15 protein-coding genes and 1 pseudogene are annotated in these 15,007 nt (G+C 40.2%); 5 read left to right on the top strand and 11 right to left on the bottom strand.

The features are described 5' to 3' along the window. Positions 1 to 307 precede the first annotated feature (307 nt). The 4 genes and pseudogenes from CAP51_RS01090 to CAP51_RS01075 form a co-directional block, all read left to right on the top strand. Positions 308 to 1,741: pseudogene (locus tag CAP51_RS01090) on the top strand (circularly permuted type 2 ATP-grasp protein); the annotation flags it as partial. 24 nt (positions 1,742 to 1,765) lie between these two features. Next, complete coding sequence (locus CAP51_RS01085; RefSeq protein WP_087618888.1) at positions 1,766 to 2,368, top strand: alpha-E domain-containing protein; 603 nt, start codon at positions 1,766 to 1,768, stop codon at positions 2,366 to 2,368. Further along, a complete protein-coding gene (locus CAP51_RS01080) occupies positions 2,365 to 3,144 on the top strand; it encodes a transglutaminase family protein (protein ID WP_087618887.1) in 780 nt (259 codons plus the stop codon). Before CAP51_RS01085 ends, CAP51_RS01080 begins: the two co-directional genes overlap by 4 nt. A 16-nt stretch (positions 3,145 to 3,160) precedes the next feature. Next, on the top strand, positions 3,161 to 3,895 hold the full coding sequence (locus CAP51_RS01075; RefSeq protein ID WP_087618886.1) for a proteasome-type protease: 735 nt from the start codon (positions 3,161 to 3,163) through the stop codon (positions 3,893 to 3,895). Positions 3,896 to 3,948: 53 nt separating this feature from the next. On the opposite strand, the gene CAP51_RS01070 is transcribed toward CAP51_RS01075, so the two are convergent. The 11 genes from CAP51_RS01070 to ppk2 form a co-directional block, all read right to left on the bottom strand. Then, on the bottom strand, positions 3,949 to 4,416 hold the full coding sequence (locus CAP51_RS01070) for an Mpo1 family 2-hydroxy fatty acid dioxygenase (RefSeq protein ID WP_087618885.1): 468 nt from the start codon (positions 4,414 to 4,416) through the stop codon (positions 3,949 to 3,951). Between the two features lie 350 nt (positions 4,417 to 4,766). Then, positions 4,767 to 5,396, bottom strand: coding sequence for a septal ring lytic transglycosylase RlpA family protein (locus tag CAP51_RS01065; protein WP_087618884.1), 630 nt, complete (start codon positions 5,394 to 5,396; stop codon positions 4,767 to 4,769). A 324-nt stretch (positions 5,397 to 5,720) separates the two neighbouring features. Beyond that, the gene (mltB, locus tag CAP51_RS01060; RefSeq protein WP_245809047.1) at positions 5,721 to 6,704 is read right to left on the bottom strand and encodes a lytic murein transglycosylase B; all 984 of its coding nucleotides are present in this window, start codon (positions 6,702 to 6,704) and stop codon (positions 5,721 to 5,723) included. A gap of 25 nt (positions 6,705 to 6,729) precedes the next feature. Beyond that, entirely contained in the window at positions 6,730 to 7,875 is a 1,146-nt protein-coding gene (rodA, locus tag CAP51_RS01055; protein WP_087618882.1) for a rod shape-determining protein RodA, read from the bottom strand. A 129-nt stretch (positions 7,876 to 8,004) separates the two neighbouring features. Beyond that, positions 8,005 to 8,670, bottom strand: coding sequence for a hypothetical protein (locus CAP51_RS01050; protein WP_087618881.1), 666 nt, complete (start codon positions 8,668 to 8,670; stop codon positions 8,005 to 8,007). A gap of 48 nt (positions 8,671 to 8,718) precedes the next feature. After that, positions 8,719 to 9,531, bottom strand: coding sequence for an NADPH-dependent 7-cyano-7-deazaguanine reductase QueF (gene queF / locus CAP51_RS01045; protein ID WP_087618880.1), 813 nt, complete (start codon positions 9,529 to 9,531; stop codon positions 8,719 to 8,721). Next, the gene (locus tag CAP51_RS01040; protein ID WP_087618879.1) at positions 9,531 to 10,304 is read right to left on the bottom strand and encodes an ABC transporter permease; all 774 of its coding nucleotides are present in this window, start codon (positions 10,302 to 10,304) and stop codon (positions 9,531 to 9,533) included. The genes queF and CAP51_RS01040 overlap by 1 nt, the downstream gene beginning before the upstream one ends. Then, complete coding sequence (locus CAP51_RS01035) at positions 10,301 to 11,266, bottom strand: ABC transporter ATP-binding protein (protein ID WP_087618878.1); 966 nt, start codon at positions 11,264 to 11,266, stop codon at positions 10,301 to 10,303. Before CAP51_RS01035 ends, CAP51_RS01040 begins: the two co-directional genes overlap by 4 nt. A 182-nt stretch (positions 11,267 to 11,448) precedes the next feature. Next, positions 11,449 to 12,036: a hypothetical protein gene (locus CAP51_RS01030; protein ID WP_087618877.1), complete on the bottom strand. Its 588-nt coding sequence runs from the start codon at positions 12,034 to 12,036 to the stop codon at positions 11,449 to 11,451. Positions 12,037 to 12,127: 91 nt separating this feature from the next. After that, positions 12,128 to 12,607 (bottom strand): 23S rRNA (pseudouridine(1915)-N(3))-methyltransferase RlmH, encoded by a 480-nt coding sequence (gene rlmH / locus CAP51_RS01025; RefSeq protein WP_087618876.1) that lies wholly within the window; start codon positions 12,605 to 12,607, stop codon positions 12,128 to 12,130. A gap of 79 nt (positions 12,608 to 12,686) precedes the next feature. Continuing rightward, a complete protein-coding gene (ppk2, locus tag CAP51_RS01020; protein ID WP_087618875.1) occupies positions 12,687 to 13,607 on the bottom strand; it encodes a polyphosphate kinase 2 in 921 nt (306 codons plus the stop codon). Between the two features lie 317 nt (positions 13,608 to 13,924). Between ppk2 and CAP51_RS01015 the strand changes: the two genes are divergently transcribed. Then, positions 13,925 to 14,956, top strand: coding sequence for a substrate-binding domain-containing protein (locus tag CAP51_RS01015; RefSeq protein ID WP_087618874.1), 1,032 nt, complete (start codon positions 13,925 to 13,927; stop codon positions 14,954 to 14,956). Positions 14,957 to 15,007 lie beyond the last annotated feature (51 nt).

The following is a 15,007-nucleotide window of genomic DNA, read 5'->3' as shown; positions in this document are numbered from 1 at the left end:
CTATGCAATATAAGGAAAAAGGAGATCAGCTAAATTTTGCACAATTTTCATGTGGCTTGTCAATGTAACAAAAAATCTCATTGCAACTATATTGTAAGCTTTCTGTGTAGAATGATAAGTGACTCATTTTGAGTGAAAAATACGCAGTAGAATAGATACTAAAACACATTGTGGCACTCATTTTGCATTTACTCTAAGGCAAGTAAACCACAAGATAGAAGGGGGATATATGCTCGGAACAGTTGAACATACGACGGATGCATTAATGCCCAATACTGAAGAGACAACCAAGGCTCTTGCTACACCGCTGGAATCGAAATTTTTTAATGAAATGCGCCATGCAGATGGTTCTATTCGTGATGAATTTATTAAGATTCAACAATGGCTTTCAGAAAAGTCTTTAGAAGAAATTGAACAGTTAAACGCACAAGCAAAACAACATTTTATTTATGAAGGAATCACATTTACCGTTTATAGCGATGCAGCAGGTACAGAACGTACCATTCCATTTGATATCGTTCCAAGGATTATTGAGAAAAAACAATGGGATATTGTTTCTGATGGTTGTAAACAACGGGTTAAGGCCTTAAATGCATTTTTACACGATATTTATCATGAGCAATCAATTTTAAAAGAAGGTGTGATTCCTGCGGAGCAGGTATTACAACATGAGGCATATCAACCATGGATGTTAAATTTTGATGTAAAAGGTCAAATTTATTCTCATATTAGTGGTGTGGATATTATCCGAGACGGTACTGGAGATTTCTTTGTTCTGGAAGATAATTTACGTACCCCATCCGGTGTGTCTTATATGCTGGAAAGTCGGAAAATCAGTGAAAAATTGATGCCTGATATTTGTGATAAATATCATTTACTTGGTATTAGCCAGTATCCACAATTATTGAAACAGACCTTGATTGAAAGCACAGATGTTGAAAATCCTGTGATTGTGATTTTAACGCCGGGACATTTTAACAGCGCCTATTTTGAACATGCCTTTTTGGCTCAGGAAATGGGTGTGCCATTGGTAAATGCCAAGGATTTGTTTGTGGAACACGGTAAAGTGTTTTTGAAGTCTATCCATGGACGCAAACAGGTTGATGTAATTTACCGTCGTTTGGATGATGATTTTCTTGATCCACTGGCATTTCGACCGGACAGTGTCTTAGGTGTTGCTGGTTTGATGTCGGCTTATCGTAATCGTACTGTGGTCATTGCCAATGCACCAGGTACGGGTGTGGCTGATGATAAATCGATTTATCCTTATGTCGATGACATGATTCGCTACTATCTAAATGAACAGCCTATTTTAAAAAATGTCCCGACTTATCAATGTCGTAAGGCAGAGGATTTGGACTATGTACTCAATAATATCGAAAAACTGGTGGTAAAAGAAGCTCAAGGTTCCGGTGGATACGGCATGTTAATTGGACCACAAGCCGATGAGTTGCAAATTGAGGAGTTTAGACAAAAACTTAGATTTAAACCGCATGCTTATATTGCACAACCTACATTGGCATTGTCTGTATCGCCAATTTTAACTGAACAGGGTTTTTCAGATCGTCATATCGATTTGCGTCCTTTTGTTCTGAGTTCTCAAAAAGAAATGCGTGTCGTTCCCGGTGGATTGACTCGGGTTGCCATGACAGAGGGTTCTTTGGTTGTAAATTCATCACAGGGTGGTGGCATTAAAGATACCTGGGTTGTAGAACGTAGAGATGAAATGACAAAGATATAACCGCACACAGTAGGGAGTATAACAATGATTTTACTTAGCTCAGCAGCACAAAATATTTTTTGGTTAGGCCGTTATTTATCCCGTATCCAGCAAGCATGCAATCTATTGCCTTTTCAGGATGATAAAGAAGCAATTGAATATGCGCATGCCTTTTGTTTACCTGCATGGGATGCCAATAGTTTAAATGCCCTTTTTCTTGATCCGGAACAACCCTTTTCAATCGCAGCACAATTTCACAATGTACGGGATGATATTCAGCAGCTTCGTGCGGTATTAAGCCCTCAAACCTACTCAGAGTTAAACCGCTTAACCAAAATCTTGGATGACAAAGCCGTTTCATTGTGTGAAGTGGTTAATGAATGTGCGGAAGTACTCGAAGGTGAAGTGGAGCAGGTCTTTTTGTTTTATGCTTTGGGTCGTGCAGTTGAGGATCTGGATCATCAGTGTCGTCTGGAGCAGGTGAAAGATGCCCAGTTGCAGGAAATAGAAAAGATTCTAGGTTTATTAAAAACCTATGGCTGGCATGCTTGTCACGATAGCTGGCAATCGCTTAAAGAAGAGCAGAATATGTCTGCACTGTATAATTTCTCTGACGATCTGGCGACAATGTTTGAGGTTTGCGAATGAAATTATTAATTAATCACCAAACCCATTATCGCTATGAACAGCCAGTAAAAAGCTCGGTACAATATATTCGTCTGTTGCCTCAGGATTCTTCCCGACAGAAAGTATTGCAATGGGGCATAAGTGTACCCGGTGAAACATTGCAACAACTGGATGGCTTTGGCAATCTATGGTTGACCAGCTCGCAGCGTTTTAGTTATCAGCAGTTGATTATTATGGCACAGGGTTTGATAGATCTGGATGACAAAGCGAAATTTAGTATTGATGATCATATTAATCCGCAAATTTATTTACAGACAACACATGCCACACAATGTAGTCCGGAAATGATGCAGTTTGCACATATGCATTCATTTGAGAAAAAACACGACAATTTAATTGATTTAGCAGAAGCAGTTCTCGATCATATTCCGTATAATACCGGACTAACGCAGGTCGAAACGACCGCAGCAGAAGCATTTGAGCAAAAGAAAGGCGTATGTCAGGATCATGCACAGGTATTTGTTGCATTGGCAAGATATCTCGGCTTTCCTGCTCGTTATGTGTCTGGATATCTCTATGTCGAGGATGGCAGCCATTTGGCCAGCCATGCTTGGGCAGAAGTATATCAAGAGGGTAAATGGTATTGCTATGATGTAAGCAACCAGTTATTTACACCACAGGCACATGTACAGCTTGCTGTGGGACGTGATTATGCGGATGTTGCTCCGATTCGTGGTGTACGCAGTCAAGGTGCGGAAGAAACCATGCAAACGGTAGTGCAGGTATTGGCGTGTTAAATTAAGGTAATCTTAGATGACCTATTGTGTAGCTTTACGTTTGAAAGAAGGTCTGGTTTTTGTCAGTGACACACGAACCAATGCTGGTGTTGATCATATTTCTTCTTTTCGTAAATTATTTAGTTTTGGTGTGGAAAATGAAAGATTTATGGCTGTGCAAACAGCAGGTAATCTTGCAACCACTCAAGCCGTGATTGCACATTTAAAGCATCAGATTGCAGCCAAGATCGAACCAAATCTATATAGTGTTGCAACAATGTTTGAAGCAGCAGAACTGGTCGGACAATGCTTACGTAAAGTGATTAAAAATATTGCCGACAGTCCGGAACAGGAAAGTTTATATGGCTGTAGCATCATTTTAGGTGGACAGATTTCTGGACAGGAAACAGAGCTTTATAATATTTATTCGCAAGGGAATTTTATCAAGGCAACGGTGGATACGCCTTATTTCCAGATTGGTGAAATCAAATATGGTAAACCGATTATGGATCGGGCATTAAATTTTTATACATCGCTGGATGAGGCTTTACGTTGTTCACTGATTTCTTTTGACTCGACCATTCGCTCCAACGTATCGGTGGGTATGCCTCTCGATGTACTGGTTTATCCTGTCGATAGCCTGAAAGTCCCACAGGGCAAGCGGGTATTTGATGATGATCCATATTTCCAGAATATCAGCAAACAATGGTCTGATACTTTAAAGAAAGGTTTACAAATTTTGCCAGAACCAACAGCGGATTATTTTAATTAAGTTCCGCCGGATTGAAAAATAACCCCTGATCATCTCAGGGGTTATTTTTATGCTTAGACGATAGTATTGTGTATCGTCAACTGTTGTGGATTACGTCTTTTCCAGCGCGGAAAAACTTTTGCAAGGTAGGCATCCATACACCAGACCGGACCCACCAATAAAAATTGTAGATCTTTAAAGAAAGATGGCTTTTTACCTTCTACCTTGTGGCCATAAAACTGTCCAATCCAAGCCAGAACAAAAATGGCAAAGTAAAAACCTGCACCCACTGGTAAAAGATGAATCAGTGTCGCCATTGCAGCAATTAAGGCAGCCATGGCAACGGCTAGGACCAGATCCAGACGGCTATAAAAGATCAGGGTGAGTACGAGTAATAGCGCTGTAAGCAATGCGCTAAAATGCATTAATATTCCGATAATACTAAATAGAATTGCTGGCACACATACCCAGTGAATGAGCTTGTTGGTCTTATTCTGGTGGCTTTCATTATATTCGCCAAACCATTCCTCTACTGTTTTCATTGTATTCCTCTCGCTGCTATCCATATGTGCAGTAGTGCTAATGTACTATAGATGAGGAAATAAGAGCAACTACTCTAATTTTAATGTTTCGTTATTAGCGATGCTGTTTTTCAATATCTATTGTTATTTTGTGCTTAACATCAATTTGACATCTATTTATGTATTATTGGGGGAACAGGGCAGGGTGGTTGATTTAAGTGGAGTAAAGAGCAGAATCCTGTATTGAATAAGACAACGATAATAGAAATGGAAGAGTGCTGAAAATTTCTTGGATTTGGCATTAAATATTTCAGACATAAAAAACCGCCATAAATGGCGGTATAGAGACAGGCGTGTATTTTAATCCTGAATTATGAGTTTGGCCCATCTACACGTTCAATAGTGACATTACCTACACCAGAACCTGCCAAACCAATTGCCTGAGCAGCACCATAAGATAAGTCAAGTACACGGTTGCCATGGAAAGGACCACGATCATTGACTTTAACCACTACACTTTTACCGTTACTCTTATTGGTTACACGGATATAACAGTTTAGTGGAAGGCTACGATGAGCAGCGGTTAACGCATTCATGTCAAAGCGCTCACCACTAGCGGTAGGGCGACCATGAAACTGGCGACCATACCATGATGCCAAACCACTTTGGCTGAATTTCTTGACCGTGTTGGATGCAACAGTATTTAAACGATCTAATAAGCCAGGTTCATCATCAGGTACATGAACTTTTGCTGCAACAGTTTCTTTGTTGACGATACGATTATTTGATGTTTCAGTAATGCTTAAGCCTGTTAGAGCGTTACCATTACCTTTAAATAAACTATCACTTAATGCTTGAATATCTTTATCAATAACACGGGAAGATAAACTGGTATTGTCACTGTTATTGTGAAGATTCTGGGTCGGTAGCATATCGGCTTGTGCCGTCAGCGCTACTGTACTGGTGACAATAAACAGTAGGTGTTTGAAAGATTTTTGCATGCGGTTACTCCATAGTATACGACCAATGCTTCTTAGTCCGGCAAATAAACCATTCACTGAACAAACAATCGGCAAATTGATCGCATAAAATATGCATGATGCGATCTTTAGAATGCACAGATGATAGGGGGAAAGTTTTAACCTTGTCTATCATTGTTACAGAAAGTTTGGCAAAAAGTTACAAAGCAGTATTTTTTTGATTAATAAATATACTAAAATGTAACAAGATATGTTTTTGGTATGAAATGCGATCTAAATAACAAAAAAATATCTTGCTTTCTGGTTAAAGTCGGTTTCTGAATTGTAACACACGATGCTCTAGCCCTAGCGACTATTGACTTCCTCGCCTAATAACCATACCGCAGCTGCATACATGCGACTGTTATTATACGTGGTAATGACATTGAAGTTCGGGTAAATAATATAGTAAATCATGCCTTGTACATCTTCGAGCTGAATACCATTGACCATATCTAGCGGATCAATTTTGACAATTGGATTAAGTGGTTGTAAACCCAACTGTTTCATTTGTCCATAAGGTTTGGTATTTCCCAATTCAAAGGGCTTGGCAATGATGTCGGCTGGATTATTACCAGAGTAGTATGCCGCAAAGCCAATCGGCTGATTTTTTTGCCAGCCATTTTTGGCGAGGTAATTTGCAATTGAACCAATGGCATCGACTGGTGAATTCATCAAATCGATATGGCCATTCCCGTCAAAATCTACACCAAACTTATTGATATTACTTGGCATGAATTGTGGATAGCCAATAGCACCAGCATAAGAACCGACGACGCTGGAGGTTGGGCGTCCATCCTGATAACTCCACGCGATGAGCGCAGCCAATTCGTCACCAAAGTATTCGGCACGGCGAGGATAACCAAAAGCTAGCGTTGCCAGCGCATCACGGGTTACAAACGAGCCTTTATTTGCGCCATAACCAGTTTCTACACCTAAAATACCCAGAATGACTGATTGTGGTACACCATAGACTTGTTCTGCACGTCGTAAGGTATCTGCATATTGATTTTTAAAACGTACACCGCGTTGAATAGTGCCTTCAACCAGAAAGTTCTTTTTATACTCGTACCACGGTTTACTTTCTCCGGGGCTACTCATGAGGCTTAGGATCCGGTCAATTTGTTTGGCACCAGACATGGCATTATCAATCTGTTCTGATGACAAACCATAGTTCTGCATGGTTTTTTGTTTGAATGCAAAATAGTTTGGGTGGGTAGCAAAGTCATTTGCAAACGCAGTGTGTATAAAGGCAGTAAGTATTGTTGTGAGGGTTAATTGTTTAAGCAAAATAGTAACTCCTTAATTTTAAATATTAACGATGCGTATGTATGGACATGATGAGTCCAAAGGTCGCCATAAGTGTAATAATCGCTGTACCGCCATAACTCATAAAGGGTAGTGGAACCCCTACCACAGGCAAAATACCACTGACCATGCCTGCATTGACAAATACATAAACAAAGAAAGACAAGCCTAATGCACCCGAAACCAGACGACCATAATTGTGAAAGCTATATAGGCTAATCTGAAAAATACGAATGATGATGGCAAAATAGATCAACATCAGCACCGCGATACCGATCAAACCGAATTCTTCAGAATAAGCGGCAATAATGAAATCGGTATGACCTTCGGGTAAAAAATGTAGATGTGATTGTGTCCCTTCCAGAAAACCTTTGCCAGAGAATCCACCTGAACCAATCGCTGTTTTGGACTGGATAATATTCCATCCGGAACCCAGTGCATCAGCTTCAGGATTAAAGAGGGTTAATACACGACGTTTTTGATAATCATGCAATAAAAATTCCCATGCAATCGGAATAATGACTGCTACAGCACCCAACGCTGCCAAAATCAGACGCCAGGACAAGCCACTTAAAAACAAAACAAATATGCCGCTTGCCAGAACCAGCAATGATGTGCCCAGATCGGGTTGTTCTGCAATCAGTAAAAAAGGAACACCAATAATAATCAGACTGATAAAGACTTGCTTAAAGCGTGGCGGAAGGGGATAGCGTGACAGATACCAGGCCACCATCATCGGCATACCGATTTTGAGAAATTCACTGGGTTGCACACTACCGAATCCTGGAATATCAATCCAGCGCTGCGCACCCATACGCACTTCACCAAATACCATTACAGCAATCAGTGAGATCACCCCGATACCATAAAAATACGGTGAAAAACCCTGATAAATTTTGGGTGGAATTTGTGCCATGATAAACATGACAATAAAGCCAATCCCAAAGCTCATGGTTTGTTTTAATACCATGCCCGTATCTTGGGCAGATGCGCTATAGAGTACTGTAAGACCTAATAAGGCATTTAATAATAAAAAACTAAGCAACCATGGATCTAAATGAATACGTTCCCACATAGATAAAGGATAGCGAACTTGCGAACCATCACGTGGCGCATAACGAAGAAATCTATTCGGGGGCGTAAGCTGAGACATAAGTACTTTATAGAAGTAAAAAAAGCCGACTTATGCTAACACAGTCACAACTTCTGATTAAGCGCAAGAAAATGTGCTGAAACAAAAAAACCTGACATTTGCCAGGTTTTTAAACGAAATTAACCGTACTTAATTGGTTTGATGAATTAACGCATCATGTTCACGGGCAAGTACTTTTAATTCTTGACTGTTGAGACTAGGAATCAGTTTGTCGATACCAATATGAATCGCTTTGGTCACTGCGCTGGCACCAATATCGGCGGCTTTGCGTTTGATTATACCGAGATCCAGTGTTTTATTGAAATCCACCATAAAATGATGTACCAGTTGATCGGCAAACTTTTTATATTGTTCAACCAATACCGGACGCAATTCTTTGGGATTGCCACCATCTAAGATTGCGGCAAAGCTACTTTTAAGCTGAGCAGCAACGGTTGCATCCAACGGTGCGCCAACACGCAATTGGCCTTGTTCATCCGTAAACAGGCTGCGTTCGATGAAAGCTAGCGATTGTAGCACCTGTTCATTTGGCGTTTTGCTCAATAACTGTTTTAGCAATACATGCACAGTTGATTTGACATAACCCACCAGTTTTTCGGCGGTATCTCTTTTTTCGCTAGGTGGAAAATGATGAATCATGTTGGTCAAGACATTATCAAGAATTTCGTCATTCAATTGCATGGCAATTTTATCACGAAGCGGATACATCGGCTCGCTACTATTGCGACTCGCTTGCGCTTCCTTAATATCTTTTAATAATGTTTCTGATGGGATAAATCCAAAGAAGCTTGGCATAACTAACCTCGATAAACTTGTATTTTTTGTGAAAGCGTATTCCACGCTCTATTGTCGCGCCAAACGTATAGGCGTTGGCATCCAGGATAGATCAGACACTCGGCAGGGATTAATGTCCAGTCCACCTCGACGAGTGTAAGCTGCATAAACCATAAGTTGTTGTGGCTTAAGCAGGGTCCATATATCAGCAAAAATATGTTCGACACATTGTTCGTGAAAACCATTATGCTGACGGTAAGAGATAATATAGGCTAACAAGGCCTTTTCACAAGGTTTTTTACCACGATAACGGATAAAAACTGTGCCCCAATCGGGTTGATTGGTGACTGGACAGTTACTTCTTAATAAATGTGAATAATAGCTTTGCTCTATGACATCATCATGACCTGAATCATACTTGAGCAGTTGCGCATTGGGATGATATTCAATTGTACTGGGTTCAAACTCATCCAGACAAATCCCCTCTGGTACGGTGATGGCCAGATCATCCACTGAACGTAATTCAAGTTGAACCGATGCACCGGCTGCCTGCGTCAGATCGCGTTCAACCGTTTCAATAAACTGCTGGCGACTTAGTTTTTCAAAATTAAAACTATTAAAATATAATTTTAACGATTTTGATTCGATTAAATTGGGTGAACTGGCAGGAATGTGTAGACGTCCGATGGCAACCTGAGGTTTGCCCTGTAAATCCAACCAAGAGATTTCAAAGACATGCCACCAGTCTGTCCCTTGCTGTATGCCTGCGATAGCGGCATAGGCCTGTCTTGCCTGCTGACGCGCAATCGGAAATAACACCTCCGGTGCATATTGTGTGGGATATTCAGTTTCTTTACCCAGTTGTGATGTTTCTACACTCATTATTCACGCATTCCTGTACCACGAATTAATAGTTGATAAGCGATAGCATACATTAAAAAACAGCCTGCACTGATGACCCCGAGTGAAAGCCAGACATTCACGTCACTATGCCCGAGAATGCCATAACGAAAAGCATTGACCATATACACAATAGGATTAATCAGCGATAACGTTTGCCAGAACGGCGTCAAACTGCTAATGGCATAGAATACACCACCAAGATAGGTAAGCGGTGTCAATACAAACGTCGGAATAATCGAAATATCATCAAAGGATTTGGCATAGACTGCATTGATAAAACCACCGATTGAAAATAGCATCGAGGTGATCAGTACCGTATAAATCGTCACGAAAATATTGTGCAGTTCGAGCTGAGTAAAAAACAGACTCATGATGGTCACGATTAATCCCACACATAAACCACGTGCCACACCACCGAGGACATAGCCCAGCAAAATGATGTGATTTGGGACTGGACTGGTGATCAGTTCTTCAATACTGCGCTGAAATTTTGCACTAAAAAAACTGGAGCAGACATTATTATAACTATTGGTAATGACTGCCATCATAATCAGACCTGGCACAATAAATTGCATATAGCTATAGCCACCCATTTCTCCGATCCGCGAACCGACCAGATTGCCAAAAATCACAAAATACAGACTCATGGTGATCGCAGGTGGTAACAAGGTTTGTGGCCAGATGCGTAGAAAACGGCGAATTTCCTTGCGTAACAAGGTCATAAATGCAATACGAAGTTGTTCAGCATTCATGACGTTTCTCCTTGCCCATTATTCTCAACGACATTTGTTTCGGTCAGATTTTTCTCCACCAGATTCACAAATAACTCTTCCAGACGATTGGATTTATTTCTCATACTCTTGATACGAATGCCACTGGCTTCAAAGATGGCAAATAAGTCATTTAGACTGTGTGATTTGTCCATAGTAACTTGTAAGGTCATGGCATCCAACAGGCTAAAGTTAAAGCCGATAATATTTATATCAATTTGATCAAGTGGTTGTTCCAGATCAAAAATAAATGATTCTACCGATAATTGATTGAGAAAAGCCTTCATGCTGTTATCTTCCCTGATTTCGCCTCGATCAATGATGGCAATGCGGCGACACAACATTTCTGCTTCTTCAAGATAATGGGTGGTCAGAATAATAGACGTACCATTTTTATTGAGTTCACTGAGAAAATCCCACATTGAGCGACGTAGCTCAATATCGACACCGGCAGTTGGTTCATCCAGAATCATGAGTTTGGGTTCATGCATCATGGCACGGGCAATCATCAGACGACGTTTCATTCCACCTGAGAGCAAACGTGCCTGATTATTGCGTTTTTCCCAAAGTCCCAGCTTTTCCAGATAATGCTCAGCACGTTGTTCGGCAATTTTCTTGGCGATGCCGTAATAACCTGCTTGTGTGACTAAAATATCAAAGGTCTTTTCAAATTGTCCAAAGTTGAATTCCTGCGGTACAACACCTAGATATTGCTTGGCAAGTGAAGATTGCGTATCCAGATCATGACCAAAAATTTCAACCGAACCCGATGTTTTTTTAGTAAGGGAGCTGATAATACTAATAGTGGTGGATTTTCCCGCACCATTGGGTCCGAGTAGTGCATAAAACTCACCTTCTGGTACAGTCAGGTTGATGCCTTTTAAGGCTTGAAAACCATTTTTGTAGGTTTTGCAAAGATTTTTTAAAACCAAGGCATCAGACATGTTTTTTTGCACCTTTGTAAATCAAAGGACGATATTGTGCGCTAATTGTGATAAGAAACCAAGTGTCATCTGTAATGACGATGTAAGTAATAAGGCATAAAAATCATCTTATGCCGATCAACGTTGAACAATTTATTTTATCTACATCGAATAGAAGGATTTATCATCTATTGTGCTTTCTTTTAGGCAGGAGGTTGGTAACCGAATTTCGGTAAAAACCAGTGCAGAATTGCGGTTAAAACTGCAATCAATACCACAAAGAAAATGACAAAATAGGACTGTGCAACATGTTCGGGAAATAATACATAGAATGCACTGATTCCAATGCTATTACAGGCCAGAATCAGAATGGCACAGGCATAATCATGAAAACGTCGGGCATGATTGGAATCATTGACCCATTGTTGATTGGTATTATAGCTGGGGATCGCCAGATGTGCATCGTGATAGCGTTCTAAAGAGGACAGGAAACTGCGTAAATTGGTGATGATACGTTCGTACTTATAATTCAAAAAAGCAAAAGTTGCAGATGCGACAGGAAAGCCAAACATGATCCATTCAATATGCGAATTCAAGTTGGTGGTGACATTGTGTGCTGCAATCAGTGCAGCCAGCAAACCAATAAAAAACGTGATAAAAATAGTCAATGCTTGTTGACGTTGTGAGGTTCTGGCATTGAGTTCGTTATATGCAGAAATATAACGATAATTTGCAGTCACATATTCCTGTGCAAATTTTTCCATCATTTGTGGCTGTGGTTTATCTGTCACAACATACTCCGGTCAATAAAGGCAATATTTTGAATTAATTAGCACGATAAGTAATTTTAGCATTGATTGTCATTTAATAAATGTATCGATTTTATGCTCGATGATACGGATGGTGATGATTAATGCTCATGGCACGATAGAGCTGCTCAATCAGTATAATGCGTACCATGGGGTGTGGTAATGTGAGTTTGGACAAAGACCAGTGCCATGCTGCGGCTTTACGGACATCGTCAGATAAGCCATCCGGACCGCCAATCGCCAGTACCACATCTTGTCCTTGTAACATCCAGTCCTGCATGGTATCAGCAAGTTTTTCGGTACTTAATTCTCTGCCACCTACTTCTAGTGCAATCAATAGCTCATTCGATTTGATATTGCTTAAAATACTCTCACCTTCAATTTGGCAATATTTTAAAATATCGGCAGGGGAGTCATTCTTGCCTCGTTTTGCCATGGGTAATTCGACCAGTTGTGTGGTGACAAAAGGTTGGATGCGTTTGAAATAATCTTCAAAGCCCTGTAAAACCCAAGCAGGCATTTTCTGACCGATGGTTAATATCCGAATTTTCATAAACTTTTGATAAAAAAATACTCGCCAAGTATTATGAGTCAGCTTGGCGAGTAATTAAATAAAAAATTGAAAAAAGAACTTAGTCGTTGGTTTCCATATTGCCTTTCATTTGTGCATTCGGAACATGAACGATCAGTTGGTCGACTTTTTGGATGGCTTTTACATCTTTATCCGGATAATCCAGTTGATGTAGAAAAGCACGGATACAATTTAAACGGGCACGTTTTTTATCGTCGGATTTGATGATGGTCCACGGTGCATCACCTGTATGGGTATGGAAAAACATCTGATTTTTGGCTTCGGTATAATCATCCCAGCGATCCAGTGACTGTACATCAATCGGGGAGAGTTTCCAGTGCTTTAATGGATCATCACGACGTGCGACAAAACGACGCAATTGTTCTTCCCGGCTGACTGAAAACCAGAATTTAAATAAATGAATACCGCTGTTGACCAGCATACGTTCCACTTCAGGGGTCTGACGCATGAACTGTAAATATTCATGGGGCTGGCAAAATCCCATGACACGTTCGACCCCAGCACGGTTATACCATGAGCGGTCAAAGAACACCATTTCGCCAGCAGTTGGTAATTCCTTGATATAACGCTGGAAATACCATTGACCTCGTTCTGCTTCGCTGGGTTTTTCCAGTGCGACAACCCGTGCACCACGAGGATTTAAATGCTCCATAAAGCGTTTAATTGCGCCACCTTTACCAGCTGCATCACGGCCTTCAAACAGGCAAACAATTTTTTGACCGCTGTCTTTGACCCAGCTTTGTACTTTTAACAGTTCAATCTGTAATATTTTCTTTTGGGCTTCGTAGGTTTTGCGGGTCATGCGGGTTTTATAAGGATAACTTTCGGGTAAATCATTGGCTGAACCATCTTCAGAGAGTTTCCGTCCGGTATAATTGAGGACAGCATTTTCAAAAATTGGTAGTTTTTCGCCTTCAGGTTCTTTTACATGTTCAAATGGTTCTAACTGATGATTAGTCATTCGTTATCCTCTTTGTGGAAGTGTTAATTTATGTAATAACCATAAATTATTTAGGGAATTATTACTATGGCAATATGTGAATGATAAAGTGATGGAAAGGTTTTGATACATTTCAGGATTTGTTATAGAATAAAAGATATAACAATAAGTAAAGATTAATTTTATCAATAAGTAATTTTCATATTTCCGGGCTTTCACAAAAAGGTCATCTCTTTGTCACTTAATTGTCATATTTAAATTTCACAATAAGCATACACAAGAAGCATTATTAAAAAAGCTTCTCAACCATCATCTATTTTTAGAAAAGAGAGATAAGAATGCGCTTAACTCAACGTCAATTAGGTCTAGCTTTAGCTGTTGTAACAGCAACGACTTTGACAACTGCACATGCTGCGCGCGACACAATTCAAATCGCAGGTTCTTCTACTGTATTGCCATTTGCAAGTATTGTTGCAGAAGAGTTTGGTAATACTTATCCGCAATTTAAAACTCCGGTTGTTGGTTCAGGCGGCACATCTGGCGGTTTGCGTCAATTCTGTCAAGGTGTTGGTGATAACACCATCGATATCGCAAACGCTTCTCGCAAAATCAAATCAAGCGAAATTGAAAGCTGTAAAAAAGCAGGCGTAACTAAAATTCAGGAAGTGAAAATTGGTTATGACGGTATCGTTTTTGCATCAAACTCAAATAAAGCTGCATATGCATTAAAACCTTACCATGTGTTTGCTGCACTGGCTGCACAAATGCCATCAAACGGTAAACTGATTCCTAACCCATATACACACTGGAACCAGATTGATCCAAAATTACCTAAAGAGCCAATTACTTTGGTGATTCCTGCATCTAACCACGGTACACGTGAAGTATTCCAAGAAAAAATGGTTGATGCTGGTTGTGAAGCATACGATTACTTCAAAAAACTGGACGAAGATGCACGTAAGAAAGCATGTACTTCTTTCCGTAAAGATGGTCGTGTTGTTGAAATCTCTGGTGACTATACCGAAACACTGGCACGTTTGAAAACATCTCCAAGTGCAGTCGGCGTATTTGGTTTAAGCTTCTATGATGAAAACAAAGACCGTTTACGTGTTGCAACAGTGAATGGCGTAACACCATCTGAAGCAACAGTATTAAGTGGTAAATATCCTGTATCTCGTCCTTTATTCTTCTATGTGAAAGGCGAGCATTTAAAAGCGATTAAAGGTCTTGAACAATACCCAGAGTTTTTCCTGAGTGAAAAAGTTTCTGGTAAAAGCAGCAAATTGGCAAAAGCTGGTTTAATCCCATTAAGCTCTACTGAACGTAGCAAAATTTTGGCAGATTTCAAAGCTGGCAAAACAGTTAAGTAATTGCTGAATAATGAAGCTGATGATGGAGTTGCTCTGTCATCAGCTTTTCGT

The sequence above is a fragment of the Acinetobacter populi genome (assembly GCF_002174125.1).
Taxonomy (GTDB): Bacteria; Pseudomonadota; Gammaproteobacteria; order Pseudomonadales; family Moraxellaceae; genus Acinetobacter; species Acinetobacter populi.
Note: the sequence above shows the minus strand (reverse complement) of the source record. Positions and strands in the feature narration are given on the sequence as shown.

What these genes read in the sequence shown, in the direction of transcription:
- CAP51_RS01085 (WP_087618888.1), top strand. Translation starts at nt 1,766, where the DNA reads ATGATTTTACTTAGCTCAGCAGCACAAAATATTTTTTGGTTAGGCCGT.
- CAP51_RS01080 (WP_087618887.1), top strand. Translation starts at nt 2,365, where the DNA reads ATGAAATTATTAATTAATCACCAAACCCATTATCGCTATGAACAGCCA.
- CAP51_RS01075 (WP_087618886.1), top strand. Translation starts at nt 3,161, where the DNA reads ATGACCTATTGTGTAGCTTTACGTTTGAAAGAAGGTCTGGTTTTTGTC.
- CAP51_RS01070 (WP_087618885.1), bottom strand. Translation starts at nt 4,416, where the DNA reads ATGAAAACAGTAGAGGAATGGTTTGGCGAATATAATGAAAGCCACCAG.
- CAP51_RS01065 (WP_087618884.1), bottom strand. Translation starts at nt 5,396, where the DNA reads ATGCAAAAATCTTTCAAACACCTACTGTTTATTGTCACCAGTACAGTA.
- rodA (WP_087618882.1), bottom strand. Translation starts at nt 7,875, where the DNA reads ATGTCTCAGCTTACGCCCCCGAATAGATTTCTTCGTTATGCGCCACGT.
- CAP51_RS01050 (WP_087618881.1), bottom strand. Translation starts at nt 8,670, where the DNA reads ATGCCAAGCTTCTTTGGATTTATCCCATCAGAAACATTATTAAAAGAT.
- queF (WP_087618880.1), bottom strand. Translation starts at nt 9,531, where the DNA reads ATGAGTGTAGAAACATCACAACTGGGTAAAGAAACTGAATATCCCACA.
- CAP51_RS01040 (WP_087618879.1), bottom strand. Translation starts at nt 10,304, where the DNA reads ATGAATGCTGAACAACTTCGTATTGCATTTATGACCTTGTTACGCAAG.
- CAP51_RS01035 (WP_087618878.1), bottom strand. Translation starts at nt 11,266, where the DNA reads ATGTCTGATGCCTTGGTTTTAAAAAATCTTTGCAAAACCTACAAAAAT.
- rlmH (WP_087618876.1), bottom strand. Translation starts at nt 12,607, where the DNA reads ATGAAAATTCGGATATTAACCATCGGTCAGAAAATGCCTGCTTGGGTT.
- ppk2 (WP_087618875.1), bottom strand. Translation starts at nt 13,607, where the DNA reads ATGACTAATCATCAGTTAGAACCATTTGAACATGTAAAAGAACCTGAA.
- CAP51_RS01015 (WP_087618874.1), top strand. Translation starts at nt 13,925, where the DNA reads ATGCGCTTAACTCAACGTCAATTAGGTCTAGCTTTAGCTGTTGTAACA.